General features: G+C 69.5%; 11 protein-coding genes. 5 read left to right on the forward strand and 6 right to left on the reverse strand.

All coding sequences use genetic code 11. From position 1 onward, the window contains the following. Window positions 1-76 precede the first annotated feature (76 nt). From eccB to ACWDYF_RS24775, 5 genes are all read left to right on the forward strand, one after another. Complete coding sequence (gene eccB / locus ACWDYF_RS24755; RefSeq protein WP_389473329.1) at window positions 77-1,600, forward strand: type VII secretion protein EccB; 1,524 nt, start codon at window positions 77-79, stop codon at window positions 1,598-1,600. A 180-nt stretch (window positions 1,601-1,780) separates the two neighbouring features. Beyond that, the gene (gene mycP, locus ACWDYF_RS24760; RefSeq protein WP_389473331.1) at window positions 1,781-3,028 is read left to right on the forward strand and encodes a type VII secretion-associated serine protease mycosin; all 1,248 of its coding nucleotides are present in this window, start codon (window positions 1,781-1,783) and stop codon (window positions 3,026-3,028) included. Window positions 3,029-3,092: 64 nt separating this feature from the next. Continuing rightward, on the forward strand, window positions 3,093-4,604 hold the full coding sequence (locus ACWDYF_RS24765) for an outer membrane protein assembly factor BamB family protein (RefSeq protein ID WP_389473333.1): 1,512 nt from the start codon (window positions 3,093-3,095) through the stop codon (window positions 4,602-4,604). 255 nt (window positions 4,605-4,859) lie between these two features. After that, entirely contained in the window at window positions 4,860-5,216 is a 357-nt protein-coding gene (locus tag ACWDYF_RS24770; protein ID WP_064535559.1) for a WXG100 family type VII secretion target, read from the forward strand. 28 nt (window positions 5,217-5,244) lie between these two features. Further along, window positions 5,245-5,559: a WXG100 family type VII secretion target gene (locus ACWDYF_RS24775; protein ID WP_064535560.1), complete on the forward strand. Its 315-nt coding sequence runs from the start codon at window positions 5,245-5,247 to the stop codon at window positions 5,557-5,559. 72 nt (window positions 5,560-5,631) lie between these two features. On the opposite strand, the gene ACWDYF_RS24780 is transcribed toward ACWDYF_RS24775, so the two are convergent. From ACWDYF_RS24780 to eccCa, 6 genes are all read right to left on the reverse strand, one after another. Further along, entirely contained in the window at window positions 5,632-6,165 is a 534-nt protein-coding gene (locus ACWDYF_RS24780; protein ID WP_389473336.1) for a hypothetical protein, read from the reverse strand. Continuing rightward, window positions 6,165-8,444: a WXG100 family type VII secretion target gene (locus tag ACWDYF_RS24785; protein WP_389473338.1), complete on the reverse strand. Its 2,280-nt coding sequence runs from the start codon at window positions 8,442-8,444 to the stop codon at window positions 6,165-6,167. The genes ACWDYF_RS24780 and ACWDYF_RS24785 overlap by 1 nt, the downstream gene beginning before the upstream one ends. A 41-nt stretch (window positions 8,445-8,485) precedes the next feature. Further along, a complete protein-coding gene (locus ACWDYF_RS24790; protein ID WP_389473340.1) occupies window positions 8,486-8,911 on the reverse strand; it encodes a hypothetical protein in 426 nt (141 codons plus the stop codon). Window positions 8,912-8,957: 46 nt separating this feature from the next. Continuing rightward, window positions 8,958-10,355: a type VII secretion-associated serine protease mycosin gene (mycP, locus tag ACWDYF_RS24795; RefSeq protein WP_389473342.1), complete on the reverse strand. Its 1,398-nt coding sequence runs from the start codon at window positions 10,353-10,355 to the stop codon at window positions 8,958-8,960. Between the two features lie 1,558 nt (window positions 10,356-11,913). Further along, window positions 11,914-12,354, reverse strand: a complete 441-nt coding sequence (locus ACWDYF_RS24800; RefSeq protein ID WP_389473344.1) for a hypothetical protein — start codon at window positions 12,352-12,354, stop codon at window positions 11,914-11,916. A gap of 173 nt (window positions 12,355-12,527) precedes the next feature. Continuing rightward, complete coding sequence (gene eccCa, locus ACWDYF_RS24805) at window positions 12,528-16,487, reverse strand: type VII secretion protein EccCa (RefSeq protein WP_389473346.1); 3,960 nt, start codon at window positions 16,485-16,487, stop codon at window positions 12,528-12,530. Window positions 16,488-16,625: the final 138 nt, after the last annotated feature.

Below are 16,625 nucleotides of genomic sequence, written 5' to 3' on the forward strand. Positions count from 1 at the left end.
TCGCCGGGCGGGACGGGTGGCCGCGGACGCGGGACGGGTGCCCGCGGGTGGGGACAACGGGGAGACACAGGCAGAGATGGCATCACGGCGGGACGAACTCAACGCCTACACCTTCGCGAAGAGGCGCACTCTCGCGGCCTTCCTCCAGCCGTCGCCGTCCGGGTCCGAGGAAGGCGCGCCCAAGCCGCTGCGCGCCGTCGTGCCGGGCCTGGTCGCGGGCGCGCTGGCCATGGCGGTCTTCGGCGCCTGGGGCATGTTCCAGCCCACCGCACCGGCCGGCTGGGACAAGCCCGGCACCCGCGTCATCGTCGGCAAGCAGTCTACGACCCGGTACGTCGTCCTCAGGACCGGCGGCACCACCCGGCTCCACCCGGTGCTGAACCTCGCCTCCGCGCGCCTGCTCATGAACGACGCCGACTACCAGGTCATCCAGGTCGGCGACAAGATCCTGGACTCCGGCGAGCCGCCGCGCGGCCCGATCCTCGGCATCCCCTACGCGCCCGACCGGCTGCCCGCGGCCGACGACGCCGGCCGGGCCAAGCGCTGGGCCGTGTGCGAACAGCCCGGCGGCAAGGGCGAGACGACCCAGCAGGCGGCGTTCGTCCTGGCCCCGCGCGACGAGAAGAGGACGGACGACTCCCACCGCCTCACCGCCGGGGACGTGCTCTACGTCAGGACCCGCACCGGCGAGCGCTACCTCGTCGACGCCCAGGGCACCTCGTACGCGATCACCGGGAGCGAGTCCGACGCGCTCACGACGGCGCTCGTCGGCTCCCGCAAGCCGCAGCTCGTCACCAAGGAGTGGCTGGCCACGCTCCACCCGGGCGACCCCCTCGGTTTCCCCCGGCTGCCCGACGGCGTCGGCTCGCCCGCCCATGTGCCCGGCCAGCTGTCGGAACGGGAGAACAAGGTCGGCACCGTCCTCAGGACGGAGACCGGCGAGGGCACCCGGTACTACGTCGTACTGCCCGGAAAGGCGCAGCCCGTCAGCGAGTTCACCGCCTGGCTGCTCGTCTCCTCCCCGCAGACGGCCCCGCTGGACATGGACGGCGCGGCGCGTACGGTCGGCCTCCAGGACTTCACCGCCGACCCCGGGACCTTCGCCGGACAGGCCGCCCACTGGCCGCTGCGGCGCGCCCGGCAGGTCAACGACGTCTCCACCGCGTCGGGCCGCGACACCGTGTGCAGCGTGCTGCGCGGCGTCGGCGGCGACAACACGACATCGCTCAGCACCTGGGCGGGCGCCGACTACCCGGCCGAGATCACCGCCGACGGCACCGGCACCTACGTCACCCCGGGCACCGGCCTGCTGTACACCCAGCTCCAGGGCACCGAGACGGGCGCCGGAGCCCTCTTCCTGGTCACCGACACCGGCCTGCGGTACGCCGTCCAGGCCAACGGCGACAGCGACAGCCGCAAGTCGGGCATCGGCGCCGACGGCGGCAAGTCCCGGGACGGCGCCCCCGAGCCCAGCGAGGCCCAGGTCAAACTCGGCTACCAGAACGTACGGCCCGCCAAGGTGCCGGCCGTCTGGTCGGAGTTCCTGGCGAAGGGCCCCCGCCTGGACACCAACAGCGCCCGCCGCCCCCAGGGTTCGTGACCCGCGCTGCCCCGAAGAGCCCGTGGAAGGCTCCCGGGACGCAGGTGGAGCCCGTGGATCGCGGAGAGCCCGCAGACGAATCCCGCAGAAGAACGAATTCCACAGAAGCACAAACCCCGCAGAAGAACGAATCCCAGAGAAGAACACATCCCGCAGAAGAACGAGGAGTGTGCCGAGCACGTGCTGCCGACGAAGGCGATCCCGCTGACCGCGGCCGTCCTGCTGACCGGCTCCGGCGCCGCGGCCCCCATGGCGCCCGCGCCCCCCTTGGTCCCCGCGCCCCCCGCGTCCGCCCTCCGCCTGGACGGCAGCGGCGCGTGCACCTTCCCCGCCGAGCAGGTCGCGGGCACCCCCTGGTCGCTCCAGCGGGTGCTGCTCGACGAGCTGTGGCAGGGCACCGACAAGGGCAAGGGGGTGCGGGTGGCGGTCATCGACACCGGTGTGGACACCAAGAACCCCCAGCTCGCCCCCGCCGTCGACAAGAAGGCGGGGCGCGACTTCCTGACGAAGGGCAAGGGCGGCGACCCCACGGACGACCAGGTCGGCCACGGCACGAAGGTGGCCGGCATCATCGCGGCCCGCCCCCGCAAGGGCACCGGCTTCGTCGGCCTGGCCCCCAACGCCACCGTCATCCCCGTCCGCCAGAACGACGCCGAGAACAGCGGCGACTCGGACACCATGGCCGCGGCGATCACCTACGCCGTCGACCGCGGCGCCCAGGTCATCAACATCTCCCAGGACACCACCAAGCCCCTGTCCGCCACCTCCGCCCTCGCCCGCGCCGTGCGCGAGGCCATCGGCCACGGTGTCGTCGTGGTCGCCTCCGCGGGCAACGACGGCCTGGACGGCACCGCCAGGAACACCTACCCCGCCGCCTTCGACGGCGTCCTCGCGGTGGCCTCCTCCGACCGCAACAACGAACGGGCCTCGTTCTCGCAGTCCGGCTCCTTCGTGGGCGTCGCGGCCCCCGGGGTCGACATCGTCTCCACCGTGCCCGGCGGCGGCCAGTGCACCGACAACGGCACCAGCTTCTCCGCCCCCTTCGTCGCGGGAGTGGCCGTCCTCCTCAAGGAGAAGCACCCCCACTGGACGAGCGCCCAGATCGTCACCCAGATCGAGCAGACCGCCGAACGCTCCGTCAACGGCCACGACGACTTCGTCGGCTGGGGCATCGTCGACCCCGTCCGCGCCGTCCAGGAGTCCGACCTCGCCCACCCGCCCTCGGCCCCCACCCCCGACCCGGGCCCCGCCAGGGCCCCCCTGCCCGACGTACCCCCCTTCTCCCTCGCCGAGACCCCGCACGAACGCGACCGCCGCTACGCCACCTACACCCTCGGCACAGCGGCGATCCTGGTCGCCGCCATCACCGGCACCGCGATCGTCCTCCGCGACCTGCGCCGCCGCCGCGGCGGGAACGCGCCGTCCTGAAGCGGGACCGGCATCCACCACCGGTCAGCACCCGACCCGACGAACGCCGAAAGGACCGCATCTCATGAGCTTCGGGCCTCCGCCGTCCGCCTACACCGCCTCTGCGCTGGGCGCGGAGCGCCGGGCCAGGCGCCGCAGGGCGGGTGCTGTCGCCGCCGCAGCCGTCTTGCTCCTGGCACTGTGCGGCGCGGGCATGTGGGTGTTCTCGACCGGATCCGACGACACGGCGGCCGGCGAGCACCGTGGGACGCCGGCGCTCTCGGCGGACGACATCAGGCAGACGGTGGAGAGAACACCGGACACACCGGACGGTCAGCTGCTGGTCGCGCACAGCGAGAAGGGCCTTGCCGGGACCACGGAAAGCAACCCGCGCCTGGCTCCCGGCACATGGGCCACCGGCAAGATCCTGGCCAAGGCAGTCGCCGACAGGATCGTGGGCTACCGGCTGCTGCCCGACTCGGACCAGGAGGCATGGACGCTGGCACTGGACGGCGACATCTGCGCCACGACCGCGCGCATCACACAGGACGGCCGCACCGCGGTAGCCGTCCAGAAGGGCGGGAAGCACGTCGGCCCCGCCGACGGGACCCGGTGCGACGAGATCGTCGTCTTCGATGTGGACACCGGCGAGAAGCTCTGGCAACAGCCGCTTCCCGCCGAGGGGGCGGCCGACATCTCTAATACGAACCTCACCTTGACCAAGGGAGTCGTCGCCGCTGCCTGGGGGCGCGGTTCGGTCGCCTACGCCATGCGGGACGGCAGCCGCCTCTGGGCGCACGAGGACAGCGCCGAGTGCCGTGAACGAGGCTTCGCGGGCGGGCGCGCCCTGCTGGCGCTCGTAGCCTGCGGAGACTCGGGCGATCCCGCCTACGAGGTGCGAGGGATCGAGCCGCGCACGGGCAGGAGCACCTGGACCTACAAGGTGACCCACGGTGTCAGGACGGTGTACCTGCCCTCGGCCGACCCGCCGGTGCTCGCGGTGGCCGCCGGAGACGCGACGGTGACGCATCTCATCACCCTCGACGGCCGGGGCGCCTACCAGGCCACCGTCCCGCTGGACAGCGGCCTCTACGCCCCTGGGTGCGGCCGTAATTACGCGGGCAGCACGTACTTCGGCACCACGGAGGTGTGCGACGGCATGGCTGTGGGACGGGACCGGATCTTCCTCGCCACCGCGTTCGACGCGAACGCCACCGAGAAGGTGTCCAATTGGATCGTCGCGTTCGATGTGAGGACAGGCAGAACCGCCGGAAAGTTCGAGGGCCACACGGCGCAGCCCGTCATCCCGCTGCGGACGAGCGGGGACGAGCTGCTCCTCTACCGGCGGAGCCTCACCGGGGTCGAGCCCGCGGCCGTGCTGAGCTGGAATCCGCGCACCGACACGGCGAAGCCCTTTCTCTTCTTCCACCTTCCCGACCGAGCGGAGGAGGAACTCAGCGACCCGGGCCGGTCGGACATTCTCGTCGAACAAGGCAGGGTCTTCTTCGCGAAGCGTCGACTGGTCGCCGAGCACGCGCACCCCGCGGATCCGGTCCCCGCCGTCGTCGGAGTGGGAGGCGCGGGGCTGGGACACTGACGTGGGGCCCGTTTGGCCGTCGCGCCAACTTCACTGCTCACGCTTTGCAGTTGGAAGCGTCTCGTGGAGTGATTAGAGTGACGTCCGGTACCACGCGAGTGGTACGTCACGGGGGCGGCGCGGTGTGAGCGTCCTGCGTCGCGCACGCGGGAGGAGCTGACACCTCTTGCCCACGGGCGGAAGCCTCAGATGCCCATCTGCAGCTCCCGCCCGGTGGCTGTCGCCACATTCAGGACAAGAGGAGGGCAAGAGGCGATGGAGAAGCAGCAGCTCGACTACAGCCATGACGATGTCACGCAACTGGCGCGTCACATCGATGAGTTCAACATCGAGCTGAGCAAGCGCATCGGTTCGCTGAACCAGGTCGTCGACATGGTCCAGGCGGGCTGGCAGGGTGCGGCGGGCAAGGAGTTCGACTCGCTCCAGCGAGGGATCAACCAGAACCTGAGGAAGATCCAGGACAACCTCTCCGACCTTGAGGAGATCGTCCGTATGAGCGCCGGCAAGTTCGACGCGCACGAGCAGGAGCGGATCGCCCAGATCCGGAAGGTCGACAACTCCGGAGAGGTCCAGAGCAGGATCCTCGGCCAGGTCGGCGTCAACTACCGCTAACACCGCTGGAAAGGACGAAACGTTGAACATGTCGAGCAGCTTCGACCGGACAGCGGTCAACTACGACACCGTCACCCAGGCCGCCGCCGATGTGCGCACCACGGTCAAGAACCTCAACGAGCACCTTGAGGCGCTGATGCGTGCCGTCAGGCAGCGGTCCGCGGAGTGGCAGGGCGAGGCCAAGACGGCCTTCGAGGCGATCCAGCAGAGCAACAGCCAGGAGATGGCCGCGATGACCGAGAAGCTCGGCCGCGTCGCCATGCTCCTGGACGAGTCGGTCATCGGCTACCAGGACACCGACAAGGGCAACGCGGCCCGCTTCCGGATGCTGATGGGCGGCTGAGCAGCCCTTCCGCTCCTCAACAGGGAGGCAACGCCGGGCGTTGCCTCCCTTTCCGTATCCCGTTCTCCCGGCTCACTTTGTGCATTCGAATCGCTTGGTCACCTGGGGTACGAAATCATCGAGGAACCGCTGGAGCTTCTTGTAGCCGGTGGTTGTATTCTCGACACGGTCGCCATACAGATACACTGCGAACGACATGTAAGCGGAGCGTTTGGTGCAGAGCGCCTCGATCACGGCACGGTCGCTGCCGATGACCGCCGTTCCAGGGAAAGAAACATCCCGCTCGGCGGCGTACCTGTACGTGTCCGCCACTTTCTTCCAGTCCCTCGGTCCGGGTTTCCCGTCCGAGCGCAGAGCATTGACGGACAGCACGAGATGGCCGTCCACCTTGAGGGTGCAAGCGGATCCCGCTCGGGGGGATTCGAAATCCTCGTGCGTCTGCTTGACCTCTCCGCTTCCCGGCAGAAGCGGAGACAGGGCAGAATGATCCACCGAGGTCTGGCAGAAATCATCCGGTACGGCAAGCTTGGTGTCGCTGCAGCCCGCTGCTGCTCCCAGCAGCCCCGCGCACACGACGGCCGCTGCTGTAGGATGCAATTTCTTCACTACTGGTCTCCCGCAATACCGTCTGCCATCTTGTTTCCCTGATTGGCGGCCGCAGCGATCTGCTTGTAGATCCCGTCGTCCTGTGAGTACCCGGTGTGATCATGGGCCCAGCCCGAGTTGGTCGCGTACCACTGTTCGGCGATGGCGTTGAGCTGGTGACGGCGGAGTTCGTACGTCGCTTGATTGTCGCTCGTCAGTTTCGCCGCCTGGTCCTGCTGCTCGTCCATGATCCATGCACTGGTGACCACGTCGGCACCGCGCTGTGCGAGATCGCCGTAGATCGGAATGAAGTTGAGCAGAGCGCCGGAGCCGTGATAGCTCCACGCCTTGTCCCAGGTGTAGTCGTGCTGGTCGCCCTTGAGGGCGTTGTACCGGGCTTCCTCCATGAAGCCGACCGCGTAGCCGGCCGAATTGAGCGTGTCTTCCGGTTCGCGTGAACTGTTGTGGATGTCATCCATGATGGCGTGGTTCATTCCTTCATGGAGCAGACCGTAGGAGCCTTGGCTGCGAGACACCTGCTTCGTGATTTCCATGATCTGGCTGTTGTCGAGGCGGGGCCCGTGATCCGGATCGCGCTTTCCGCTGGGATCGCTCATCGCGACGTACACCTCATGACCGTGATTGGTCAGGACCTTCGCCATGTCGTCGCGCAATGACGGCGGCATGTCATCGCCCTGGGCGGACAGGACGTCCAGGGCGTGGACGAAGATCCGGTCGTTGGCCGCCGTGTGCTGTGTCGGTCCCTGTGCACCGGCCGGAGAGGAGGGATCGACGCCGGTGGCAGCCGCCGCCAGCGCGTTGCCCAATCCCTTGCGGGTGTCGGTGTCCGCTGTATCAGGACCGGCCGTCTCGACCTTTGGATTGTCGAAGTTCGTGGTGTCGACCACATTCCAGTCGCGGCTGCCATGGCCGTTTCCGAGGAGGTAGTCGAAACGATCCTTGCCCGCGGCGGAATCCGGGTCCAGGTAACCCGCGGCTCCTGCGGGATCGCGTGACATCACGTCGAGCGCGCCGTCGACGGGATCGTTGGCGAACCAGCCGTCGCCACCCTTCTTGCTGAAGTCTCCGTGCAGGTCCCAGATGTCGGGGTCCTTCTTCTCCATGGCGATCATGTCATCGGTGACGTCCGCGACGAACTGGGGCGAGTAGCCGTGCCCCTGCTGCATCAGGGTGGCCAGACTCTGATAGCCGCGGATCTGCTGGCCGTGGCCACGGCCTACATCGATCTTGTCGTGCGCCGCCTGGAGATCGTATGCGTCGTCGCCGCGCTCACGCAGTTCCTGGCGCCATCTGTTGTAGAACTGCGCGTCGCCCGTCTTCGTCCAGGAGTCGAAGGCGTCGCTGTACGCCTTCGTCCCGAACTGCAGGGGCTTGCCGTGGGCATCCTTGAAGTCGGGAACGCGAGTAGCTGTGGCGAGTGCGTCGGAGACACCACCATTGAGCTGCAGGTAGGCCTTCTTGTTCTGGGTGTCGCCGAAGTAGGCCAGATCGTCGGTCTTGTTGGAGAGCTTGAGGGTGTTGTCGGGTCCGAGCGAGTCGAGGAAGGTCTGACTGAAGACCTTGTCGCCGGAGTTGTCGCGCAGCAGACGCTGATACTCCCTCAGGCCCTCATCGTCCAGTTTGTCGCCGTCCAGAATCCGATCCGCGTACGCTTTGGCTTCGCGAGCTTCGTAGATCTCGATGTCACCGACCGCGGAGCCGTTGAAGGAGTCTTCCGCACCGCCGGCCCGGCCGATGGCGCGCTCGAACCAGCTCTTGACGCCCGCCGCCCTGTGGAGCGCCAGCTTGACCCCCTGGTCGGCGTCGTCGACGGCCCGCACGGCGTCCTTGATGGCCTTGGTGTAACTCGCCTCGGCCGCCTTGGCCTTGGACACGTACGTGGAGTAGTCCGGATCGTGCCGCATCGGGGTCAGCTTGCCGAAGTCATAGGCAGCCACCCCCTTGCTGTCGACGGACATGTCGTTCTTCCTGGCTTCTTCGACCAAGTTCTTGACCTGGCCGCACAGCTCCGAGAACTGCTGGTGGGCGTCGCGCAGGAGTGAGGCGATGGCACGGGCCTCGGTCTGCGCGTCTGCGAACTGCTTGCGGGTCGACGCGAACTGTCCCCCCGCGGCCGCGGCGCTGAGTCCCACCCACTCACCGTCGGTGGCGACGGACTCCACCTGCGCCGCATACAGCCTCTCCAACTCTTCGAATCCACCGGCCATCTGATCCCAGTCGGTGGCCGCTGTGGTGAGCGTGCCGAGGTTGATGGTGACTACGTCCTGATAGCTGAGCATGCCCGCTCCCCGTCCCCGCACTTTCTTCGTTCAGCTGCGCACTAGGCTTCTCGCCGCGGGTCGGGACCTGTGCCCAGACCCGCTATCCGGCTCCTGATGCCGTGATCGAGGTACTGGAAGTCCCGATGCGTGTCCTCCAGGTCCGACTGGTCCTTCTCCAGCCGCGCCTGAAGGCTCTTGACCTGCCGCTCCCATTCCGCGTGCGCGTCTTTGAGCCCGGCACCGGTCTCCCACCCGCCGAACGCCTTGACCGCTGCGGACGACGACTCGTCAGCGTGGACACCGGCCTTCGTCGTTCCCGGTCGGATGTCGTTCTGGAGCGAATGAACAGCGACCTTCTTCCCCGGCTTGTTCAGCCTGAGGTCCGGTCCTGCCCCGGCGCCGCCGGGAGCGACACCGTTGATCTGCGTGGAGCTCTTGGCGACGGCCTCTGAGCGGGCCGCCGACCATGCGTCGTCGAAGGACATGTGCCTCTCATCTCCGGTGGATGGCGGTCGATACGGTCCCGCTCGTTCATGGGTGGTGCCCTGGTCGCGGCGCCCCGTCGGGCGGCATCGGGGCGGCATGGCCGGGCGGTGGACCGTGGGGCGGGTACTGCCGGGGCTGCGCGTACGGCTGGTGGTACGTGGGTGGGGCCGGAGGCGGTACCGGAGTCCGCCGACGGCGGCGTGAACGCAGGACCGCGACGGTGGCGACGCCCCCGAGCAGCACGACGACCGCGATGCCGACACCGATCCGGACGGGGGTGCTGCCGCTCTCTTCCGGCTCGGCCGGGGCGGCCGGGGGAGACACGTGAGCCTGGCCGGTGCCCGACGCGTTCCGTGACTCGGCCGGCTTCGGGGAAGGGGAGTGCGATGCCGCGGCGGCCAGGTCGGGGAGCGGGTACTCGTCAGGGGGCCCCGGGTCACCGGGGTTCTGGAGGGCGGCGCGCGGCCGGACAATGCCGTAGCCGAAGTCGTCGTTACGGGTCCAGCTCTTCTCGTTGCCCTTCATCGTGTTGATGAGGACCCGCAGCACCTGGTTGTTCGTCCAGTCGGGGTGCTTGGCCCAGATCAGGGCGGCGGACGCCGAGGCGATGGCGGTGGCGTCGCTGGTGCCGTCACTTTCACAGATCTTGGTCTTTCCGACGCAGGCGTGGAGCATGTTCGCGCCGGGGGCGGTGACATCGACTTCCGCGCCGTGCTGTGAGAATGGGGCTCGCTTGATCTTCTGTGTGATGGCTCCAACCCCTACGACACCAGGGGTGGAAGCGGGATAGGCAGGAAGATTCGATGTATCGCCGCTGTTGCCGACACCCGCGAAGATCAATTTCCCCTTGCTGATGGCGTACCGGACAGCGGCTGCCAATTCCGGCGTGCTGACGTTCTTCCTTCCCGAGGTGTTACTCGCTGCCATGGAGATGTTGATGATCTGGGCCTTGGAATCTGCCACGTAGTGGATGGCCTCGGACATCGTGCGGGCATACTCGGCACCCGCGTCCACTTGACCGAACTGCTCAGTCGCGTAGCGCATGCGTACCGGAAGGATCTTGACGCCGGGGGCCAGGCCGTACGAGCCGTTCAGTGGACCGCGCCCGCCTGTGGCGGCGATGAGCGAGGCCACCCCTGTGCCGTGATTGGCGAGATCGGTGTGCTCGTCGCCTTGTTGAGTCGAGTAGTCCTTGCCGTCGAGAACCTGCCCTCTGAGGTCGGCCACAGAGTCGTCGACTCCTGAGTCGACGACGGCGACGGTGATGCCGCGGCCTGTGCTGGTCCTCCACATCTCGTCCGCGTGCATGGCATCGAGATGCCACTGGCGTGCCCGGATGGAGTCGGCGCAGGCCGGGGCGGCCGCCAGACTCACCAGCAGCAGGCTGAGAAGGGCCGATGTGGCGGGCAGGAACCGCAACGCCCGCTTCTCTCTCGTACGCATATGCCTTCCTGGCTGTTTCTGGCGGCTCAGTCGACCACGGGAGGAAGTGCTCGGCGGCTCTCGCGTGTCCAGGTCTCTTCGTCCTCGGTGAGGTAATCCGGCCGCTGACCCTTTTCCCGGTCCTTGCGCGAGTCGGTGGAGCGGCCGGCTGAGCCGGTGAACCCGGCCCTCGACCCCTTGTCGGACGCGCCCGGAGCGGTCGCAGGTCGGACGAGTCCCGAGCCACCGGCGGTGAAGGGTCGGCCGCCGACGCGGCTCGGTTGTCCGGTACGCCCGCCGACGACGCCACCGGTCTCGGTTCCGAGGCGGCGTCCGCCGGTCATGCCGGTTCCGGCGGGGCTGCCCGGCCCAGTCTGGGCGCCTGGTGGCATGACACGGCCCATGGGGGTGCGGCCCTGCGTGCTTCCGTCGCCGATGACGGTGCCGCGAGGGACGCTGCTCGACGAGCGCGCGGGACTGGCGATCGGGCGACCGCCGACGATCCCTGGCTCACGAGGGAGACGGGGAGTGCCCGGGACGGTCCTTCCCGGCGGGGCCACCTGCGGAGCACGACCAGAGGCAGGGCCGCGCCTTGGAGGGACCTGACCGAACTCACGTCCACCGCTGCTGGGCACGGACGGGGGACGAGGAAGAGGGTTCGGCTGTGGCACTCCCCGGTGCGGTGGGTCCACCGTGGCCGGAGCGGAGGGGGCAGAGGGCGTGGTCGTGCGCGGCAGTGCGTCGACGGAGTCGATGTTCACCGAGACGGGCTGCGATACCGGAGTGTGGTGACTTGCCGTACGAAAGGATCCTTGACTCTGAATCGGAGCCGGAGTGGTGGAGTGCGGCACGCTGCTGCTGCGCGTCGTGCCGACCGCGTGCCCGGTACTCTGCCCACCACTTGAAGGGGCGCTGACCGGGCTGACGTCACGTCCCTGCCCGACCCACCAGTTGCCGGCCCCCGTCTTCCCCGCCGGCGGCGGAAACGTAGGCGGTTGCACGCCGTTCACCTGTTGGGCCGAGTACTCGTATGTCTGCGCCAGTTTCCGCAGCTGCTGGACGGCCTCGTGGCGTACCGCGTCGATGCGGTGCTGGGCGGCCGTGGCGTCTGTGTGGGCGGTGCGGGCGGCCTGCTGGGCGTCTGGGTCGTTGTGGACGCCGGGCTGCTGGAGTGCCGTGATGGTCTTGTGGGCGTCGGCGAGGTCCGTCTTGGCGCGTGCCGTCTCCGAGGTGTCGGGCATGGCGGCCTTGGCCTCGGCGATGGCCTGGGACACGGTGTCCATCCAGCGGGACGCCACCTCCGCGTACTGGCCCAGACGGAGCGTGGAACTCGCCGTCTGACCGCCCCAGTCGCGGAACGCGTCGCCCCCTTCTCCTTGCCACTCCAGGGACTTCACGTGGTCCATGAGATCGGAGCCGATCCTGGAGATCGTCGAGGCCGCCTTGGAGAGCCTGGCGGCCAGATGGGACGCCCCGGCCGTGTGCGCGGAGTCCAGCAAGGCGGCGAGCTGCTCGTGCGTCATGGACTCGAAGTCGGTGCGGGCCGGTGTCGGCTCCCGCCGCTCGGGTCGTCCGGTCATCACAGGCCCTCCTCGTCACCGCTGCCGGCCGGTGCGGCAGCCGCCGGGTCGTCGGTACGCCGGTCCGTGTACGGATCCCGCCCCACCACGTAATACCTCTCCGCCTCCGCATTGACCGCCCGCATCCGCGCCTTGATGTCCTCGTCGAGATTCGCGTAGCCCACGCGTGAGGCGTGGACCGCGAGACCCATGCCCTCGATCTGGGCGCTGAGGGCCTTCGAGAGGTTCTCCAGCTCGTCGTGGACGGCCGCGTAGGAGTCGTAGAGGAACTGCGCCTCCTTGAAGTCGGCGGAGCCCAGCTGGGCCCGGGTCAGGCGGTCCCGGCCGACCTTGCCGGGCGCGGCCTCGGACGTGTCCAGGTCCGTGAGCAGCTCGTCCACGCGCTGCTTGAACTTCTTCATGGCGTTGTGCTGGATGTCCAGCGCCAGCTGCGGGTTCACCCCCGCGAGGCTGTCGAACGACGTACCGGTGTCCGGTGCGTGACGCGTTCCGTCCGGCCTGTCGCCCCCGTGCGAACTCACCTCAGCCGCCTCCCCGTTGTTCTCCCCGTGCACTCCGCTCGGCCGAACGGAGTGTGTGACCCGGCCTGTTGCTCCAGGTCTTCGCGACGACCCTAGTGGCGTTGCGTGAGCAGGCCCACCTGCATGAGCGACGAACCGCGCCTGCGGGACACGAACACGCCGCGGCCCGGCGGCATCGGACGTGCCCGGACGGTGCCGAGGAGGTCGCCCTCGCTCGGGTCGCCCGAAAGGACCAGGCCCTGGGCGCCCAGCTCCTTCACGCGCTGCATGAAGGGCTCGTACATGGCCCGCGAGGCCCCGGCCGCGCTGCGCGCGACGACGAACTTGACGCCCACGTCCCGCGCGAAGGGCAGATGCTCCACCAACTGGGCCAGCGGATTGCCGGAGTTGGTGGCCACCAGCTCGTAGTCGTCGACGATGACGAACAGTTGCGGGCCGCTCCACCAGCTGCGGTCGCGCAGCTCCTGCGGGGTGATGTCCGGCTTCGGCGCCCGCATCTCCATGAACTGGCGCACCGCGTCCATGTGGACCTGCATCGCCGACGCCATGGGCGCGTACTCCAGCAGATGCGACTCGGGCACCGCCTCCAGCATGGTGCGCCGGTAGTCGCCGACGACGATGCGGGCCTCGGCGGGTGTGTAGCGCTCGCTGATCTGCCGGGCGATCAGCCGCAGCAGGTTCGTCCTGCCGGACTCGCTCTCGCCGAAGACGAGGAAGAACGGGTCGGTGTCGAGATCGACGAAGACCGGCTCCAGGTTCTCCTCGTCGATGCCGATCGCGATGCCGTGCTGCGGGAACTCGAAGCCCTTCGGCAACTGGTCGGCCGGGAACCTGCGGGGCAGCAGCCGGACCGCCGGGGCCGCGGGCCCCTGCCAGCCGCCTTGCACGGACCGGACGAGCCGCGCCGTCGCGTCCGCCAGGTCGTCCGGCGCGGACGACGAGTCGATCCGCGGCAGGGCCGCCATGAAGTGCAGCTTCTCGGGCACCTGGCCGCGGCCCGGCACACCCGTCGGCACATTGGCGGCCACCTTGCGGTCGAACTCGGAGTCCATCGCGTCGCCGAGGCGCAGTTCGAGCCGGCCGAGGATCTGGTCCTTCAGGGCCGCCCGCACCTCCATGTAGCGCGACGCCGTCACCACCACGTGCACGCCGTGGCCCAGGCCCCGCCCCGCGATGTCGTGGACGACGGCCTCCAGACCCTCGTGGTCCGTCTTGAAGTTGCCCCAGCCGTCGACGACCAGGAAGACGTCTCCCCAGGGCTCGCCGGGCAGTTCGCCCGCCGCGCGCCGCCTGCGGTACGTGCCGATGGAGTCGATGCCGTGCGTCCGGAAGAACTGCTCACGCCGGTTGAGGATCCCGGCCACCTCCGCGACCGTACGGCGCACCCGCTCCGGGTCCAGGCGTGAGGCGACCCCGCCCACATGCGGCAGGTCGCCGAGCGCCACCAGGCCGCCGCCACCGAAGTCCAGGCAGTAGAACTGTACTTCGTGCGGCGTGTGGGTGAGCGCGAACGAGGTGACCAGGGTCCGCAGGACCGTCGACTTGCCCGACTGCGGACCGCCGACGACCATCATGTGCCCGGCCGCGCCGGAGAAGTCCCGGTACAGCACCTCGCGCTTCTGCTCGAACGGCTTGTCGATCAGACCGAGCGGGACACTGAGGGCGCCCGGCCGCGCGGACTCCGCCGCCTGGAAGCCGCGTTCGGCGGACACGGCGAGACCGGGCAGCAACTGGTCCAGCGTGGGCGCGCGGTCCAGCGGCGGCAGCCACACCTGGTGCGCGGGCACCCCCTGGCCCTCCAGCCGCTGCACGATCACGTCCAGGACCGTGTCGGCCAGCGCGTCGTCCTCGGGGCGGGCCGTCGGCGACGGACGCGCCGGGCCGGGCGCCGGGGCGGCCACGGGCACGGGCGGCGCGGTGAACAGCGCGGGACGGCGCTCGGCCGGCCGGCTGTCGCGGGCGGTGTCCGGCCCGCCCACGCGGTACGCGCCCGACACATAGGCGGCCTTGAAGCGCACCATCTCGTCCGTGCCGAACTTCAGGTACCCGGAGCCGGGGACGGACGGCAGGTGGTACGCGTCCGGCACCCCCAGCGCCGTACGGGACTCGGCGGCGGAGAACGTCCGCAGACCGATCCGGTACGAGAGATAGGTGTCCAGCCCGCGCAGCCGGCCCTCCTCCAGCCGCTGCGAGGCGAGCAGCAGATGCACCCCCAGCGAGCGGCCGATCCGGCCGATCTGGATGAACATGTCGATGAAGTCCGGCTTGGCCGTGAGCAGTTCGCTGAACTCGTCGATGACGAGCACGAGCGAGGCCAGCGGCTCCAGCGGGGCGCCCGCGGCGCGCGCCTTCTCGTAGTCGTGGATGTTGGCGTAGTTGCCGGCCGAGCGCAGCAGTTCCTGGCGGCGTTGCAGCTCGCCGCGTATCGCGTCGCCCATGCGGTCGACCAGGGTGAGGTCGTCCGCGAGGTTGGTGATCACGGCGGCGACGTGCGGCATCTGCGACATCCCGGCGAAGGTCGCGCCGCCCTTGAAGTCGGCGAGGACGAAGTTGAGCGTCTCCGAGGAGTGGGTGACCGCCAGGCCCAGCACCAGGGTGCGCAGCAGTTCCGACTTGCCGGAGCCGGTCGCGCCCACGCACAGGCCGTGCGGCCCCATGCCCTCCTGCGCGGCCTCCTTGAGGTCCAGCATCACCGGCCGGCCGTCCTCGCCGACACCGATCGGCACCCGCAGCCGCTCCGGTGTCGAACGCGGCCGCCAGGTACGGGCGACATCCACCGAGGAGGCGTCGCCGAGCCCCAGCAGCTCGGTGAAGTCCAGGTTGGCCAGCAGGGGTTCGTCGTCGTCCTGGCCGCCCATGCGCAGCGGGGCGAGCTGCCGGGCCAGGGCCTCGGCGGCGGGCAGCGACAGCCCGTCCGGCACGCCCTCGTAGGCGACACCGCCGCCGGAGTCGAGCCACAGCCGCTCCGGGCGCACGACCACCGACAGATCGCCGCGCGGCTGGTCCAGCTCACCGGGGACGACCTCGACGACCGTCACCCCCTGCATCCCCTCCACGGCCGCGAACGCCGAGGCGGGCGGGACCATGCCGCCGTCCAGCACGACCAGCACGTGCGGCCGGTCCAGCAGCGGCCGGCCGTCCCGGGAGAAACGCGGACGCCCCTCCAGGGTGCCCGCCAGCAACTGCTCCAGTTCGCCCAGGTCGTCGCCGAACAGCCGACGCGTGCCCGCGCCGTCGAACTGGCCCGCCACCTGGCAGTGCGGCAGCCACTTCGTCCAGTCCCAGCGGGCAAGCGCGCCCGGTGACGTCACCACGGCGACCACCAGGTCGTCGGGGGAGTGCAGGGTGACCGCCTGGGCCACCAGCGCGCGGGCCGCCGCCTGCGCGCGCTCCGGCTCGCCGGACACGGTCACGTGGTAGAAGGCGCGCAGCGACAGCGCCACCGGCAGCCCGTCCAACTGGCCGTGCACCGCGAGGAACCGCTGCATCGCGCCCGCGCACAGCGGCTCCAGTTCGTCCACCGGCGCGGTGTGCGGCGCCACCAGGGGAGTGGCCAGCCGCTGCGGGCCGAGACCGATGCGCACCTGCCCGAAGTCGTCGTCCCCGGAACGGCGTTCCCACACCCGGCTGCCCTCGGCGACCACCGACCACAACTGCTCCGGCGCCGGGTGCAGATACAGCTGCGCGTCCCGCTGGCGCAGCGCCGTCCGGCGCACCGCGCGCCGGGTCTGGGCCAGATAGCGGAGGTAGTCGCGGCGCACATCGGCCATTTGCCCTTGCGTACCGCGACGGTGCCGGACGATCTGCGAGACCACCATCGCCGCGGTCGACACCAGCATCACCACACCCATGATCCGCATGAACGGATGGGCGTTGGGCGACGCGAAGTAGAACACCACCGACGAGCCCATGCCGAGCGTCGGCAGGACCTGCATCAGCATGCCCTCCTGCTGACCGCGCGGCAGCTCGGGAGGAGTCTCCAATTGCAGGTCATCCGAGGGCACTTCGGGCGGTAGCGTGCGTGGTGGGCGCTTGATGACGATCTGGCTCACCGGAGCATCAATCCCTCGATACGGACGAACGGCCGCTCACCGGCACCCCCGTGGCGACGGTCGCCCTTCGCTTTGCGCCGATCCTACTGGCCGGTGCCGACGGAGCGTGCCGGTAGGGTGACGCCCGCAGCGTGCGCA

Source organism: Streptomyces sp. NPDC003284, assembly GCF_053589675.1.

Coding starts and splice junctions, on each gene's coding strand:
- eccB (WP_389473329.1), top strand. CDS start 77: ATGGCATCACGGCGGGACGAACTCAACGCCTACACCTTCGCGAAGAGG.
- ACWDYF_RS24765 (WP_389473333.1), top strand. CDS start 3,093: ATGAGCTTCGGGCCTCCGCCGTCCGCCTACACCGCCTCTGCGCTGGGC.
- ACWDYF_RS24770 (WP_064535559.1), top strand. CDS start 4,860: ATGGAGAAGCAGCAGCTCGACTACAGCCATGACGATGTCACGCAACTG.
- ACWDYF_RS24775 (WP_064535560.1), top strand. CDS start 5,245: ATGTCGAGCAGCTTCGACCGGACAGCGGTCAACTACGACACCGTCACC.
- ACWDYF_RS24785 (WP_389473338.1), bottom strand. CDS start 8,444: ATGCTCAGCTATCAGGACGTAGTCACCATCAACCTCGGCACGCTCACC.
- ACWDYF_RS24790 (WP_389473340.1), bottom strand. CDS start 8,911: ATGTCCTTCGACGACGCATGGTCGGCGGCCCGCTCAGAGGCCGTCGCC.
- mycP (WP_389473342.1), bottom strand. CDS start 10,355: ATGCGTACGAGAGAGAAGCGGGCGTTGCGGTTCCTGCCCGCCACATCG.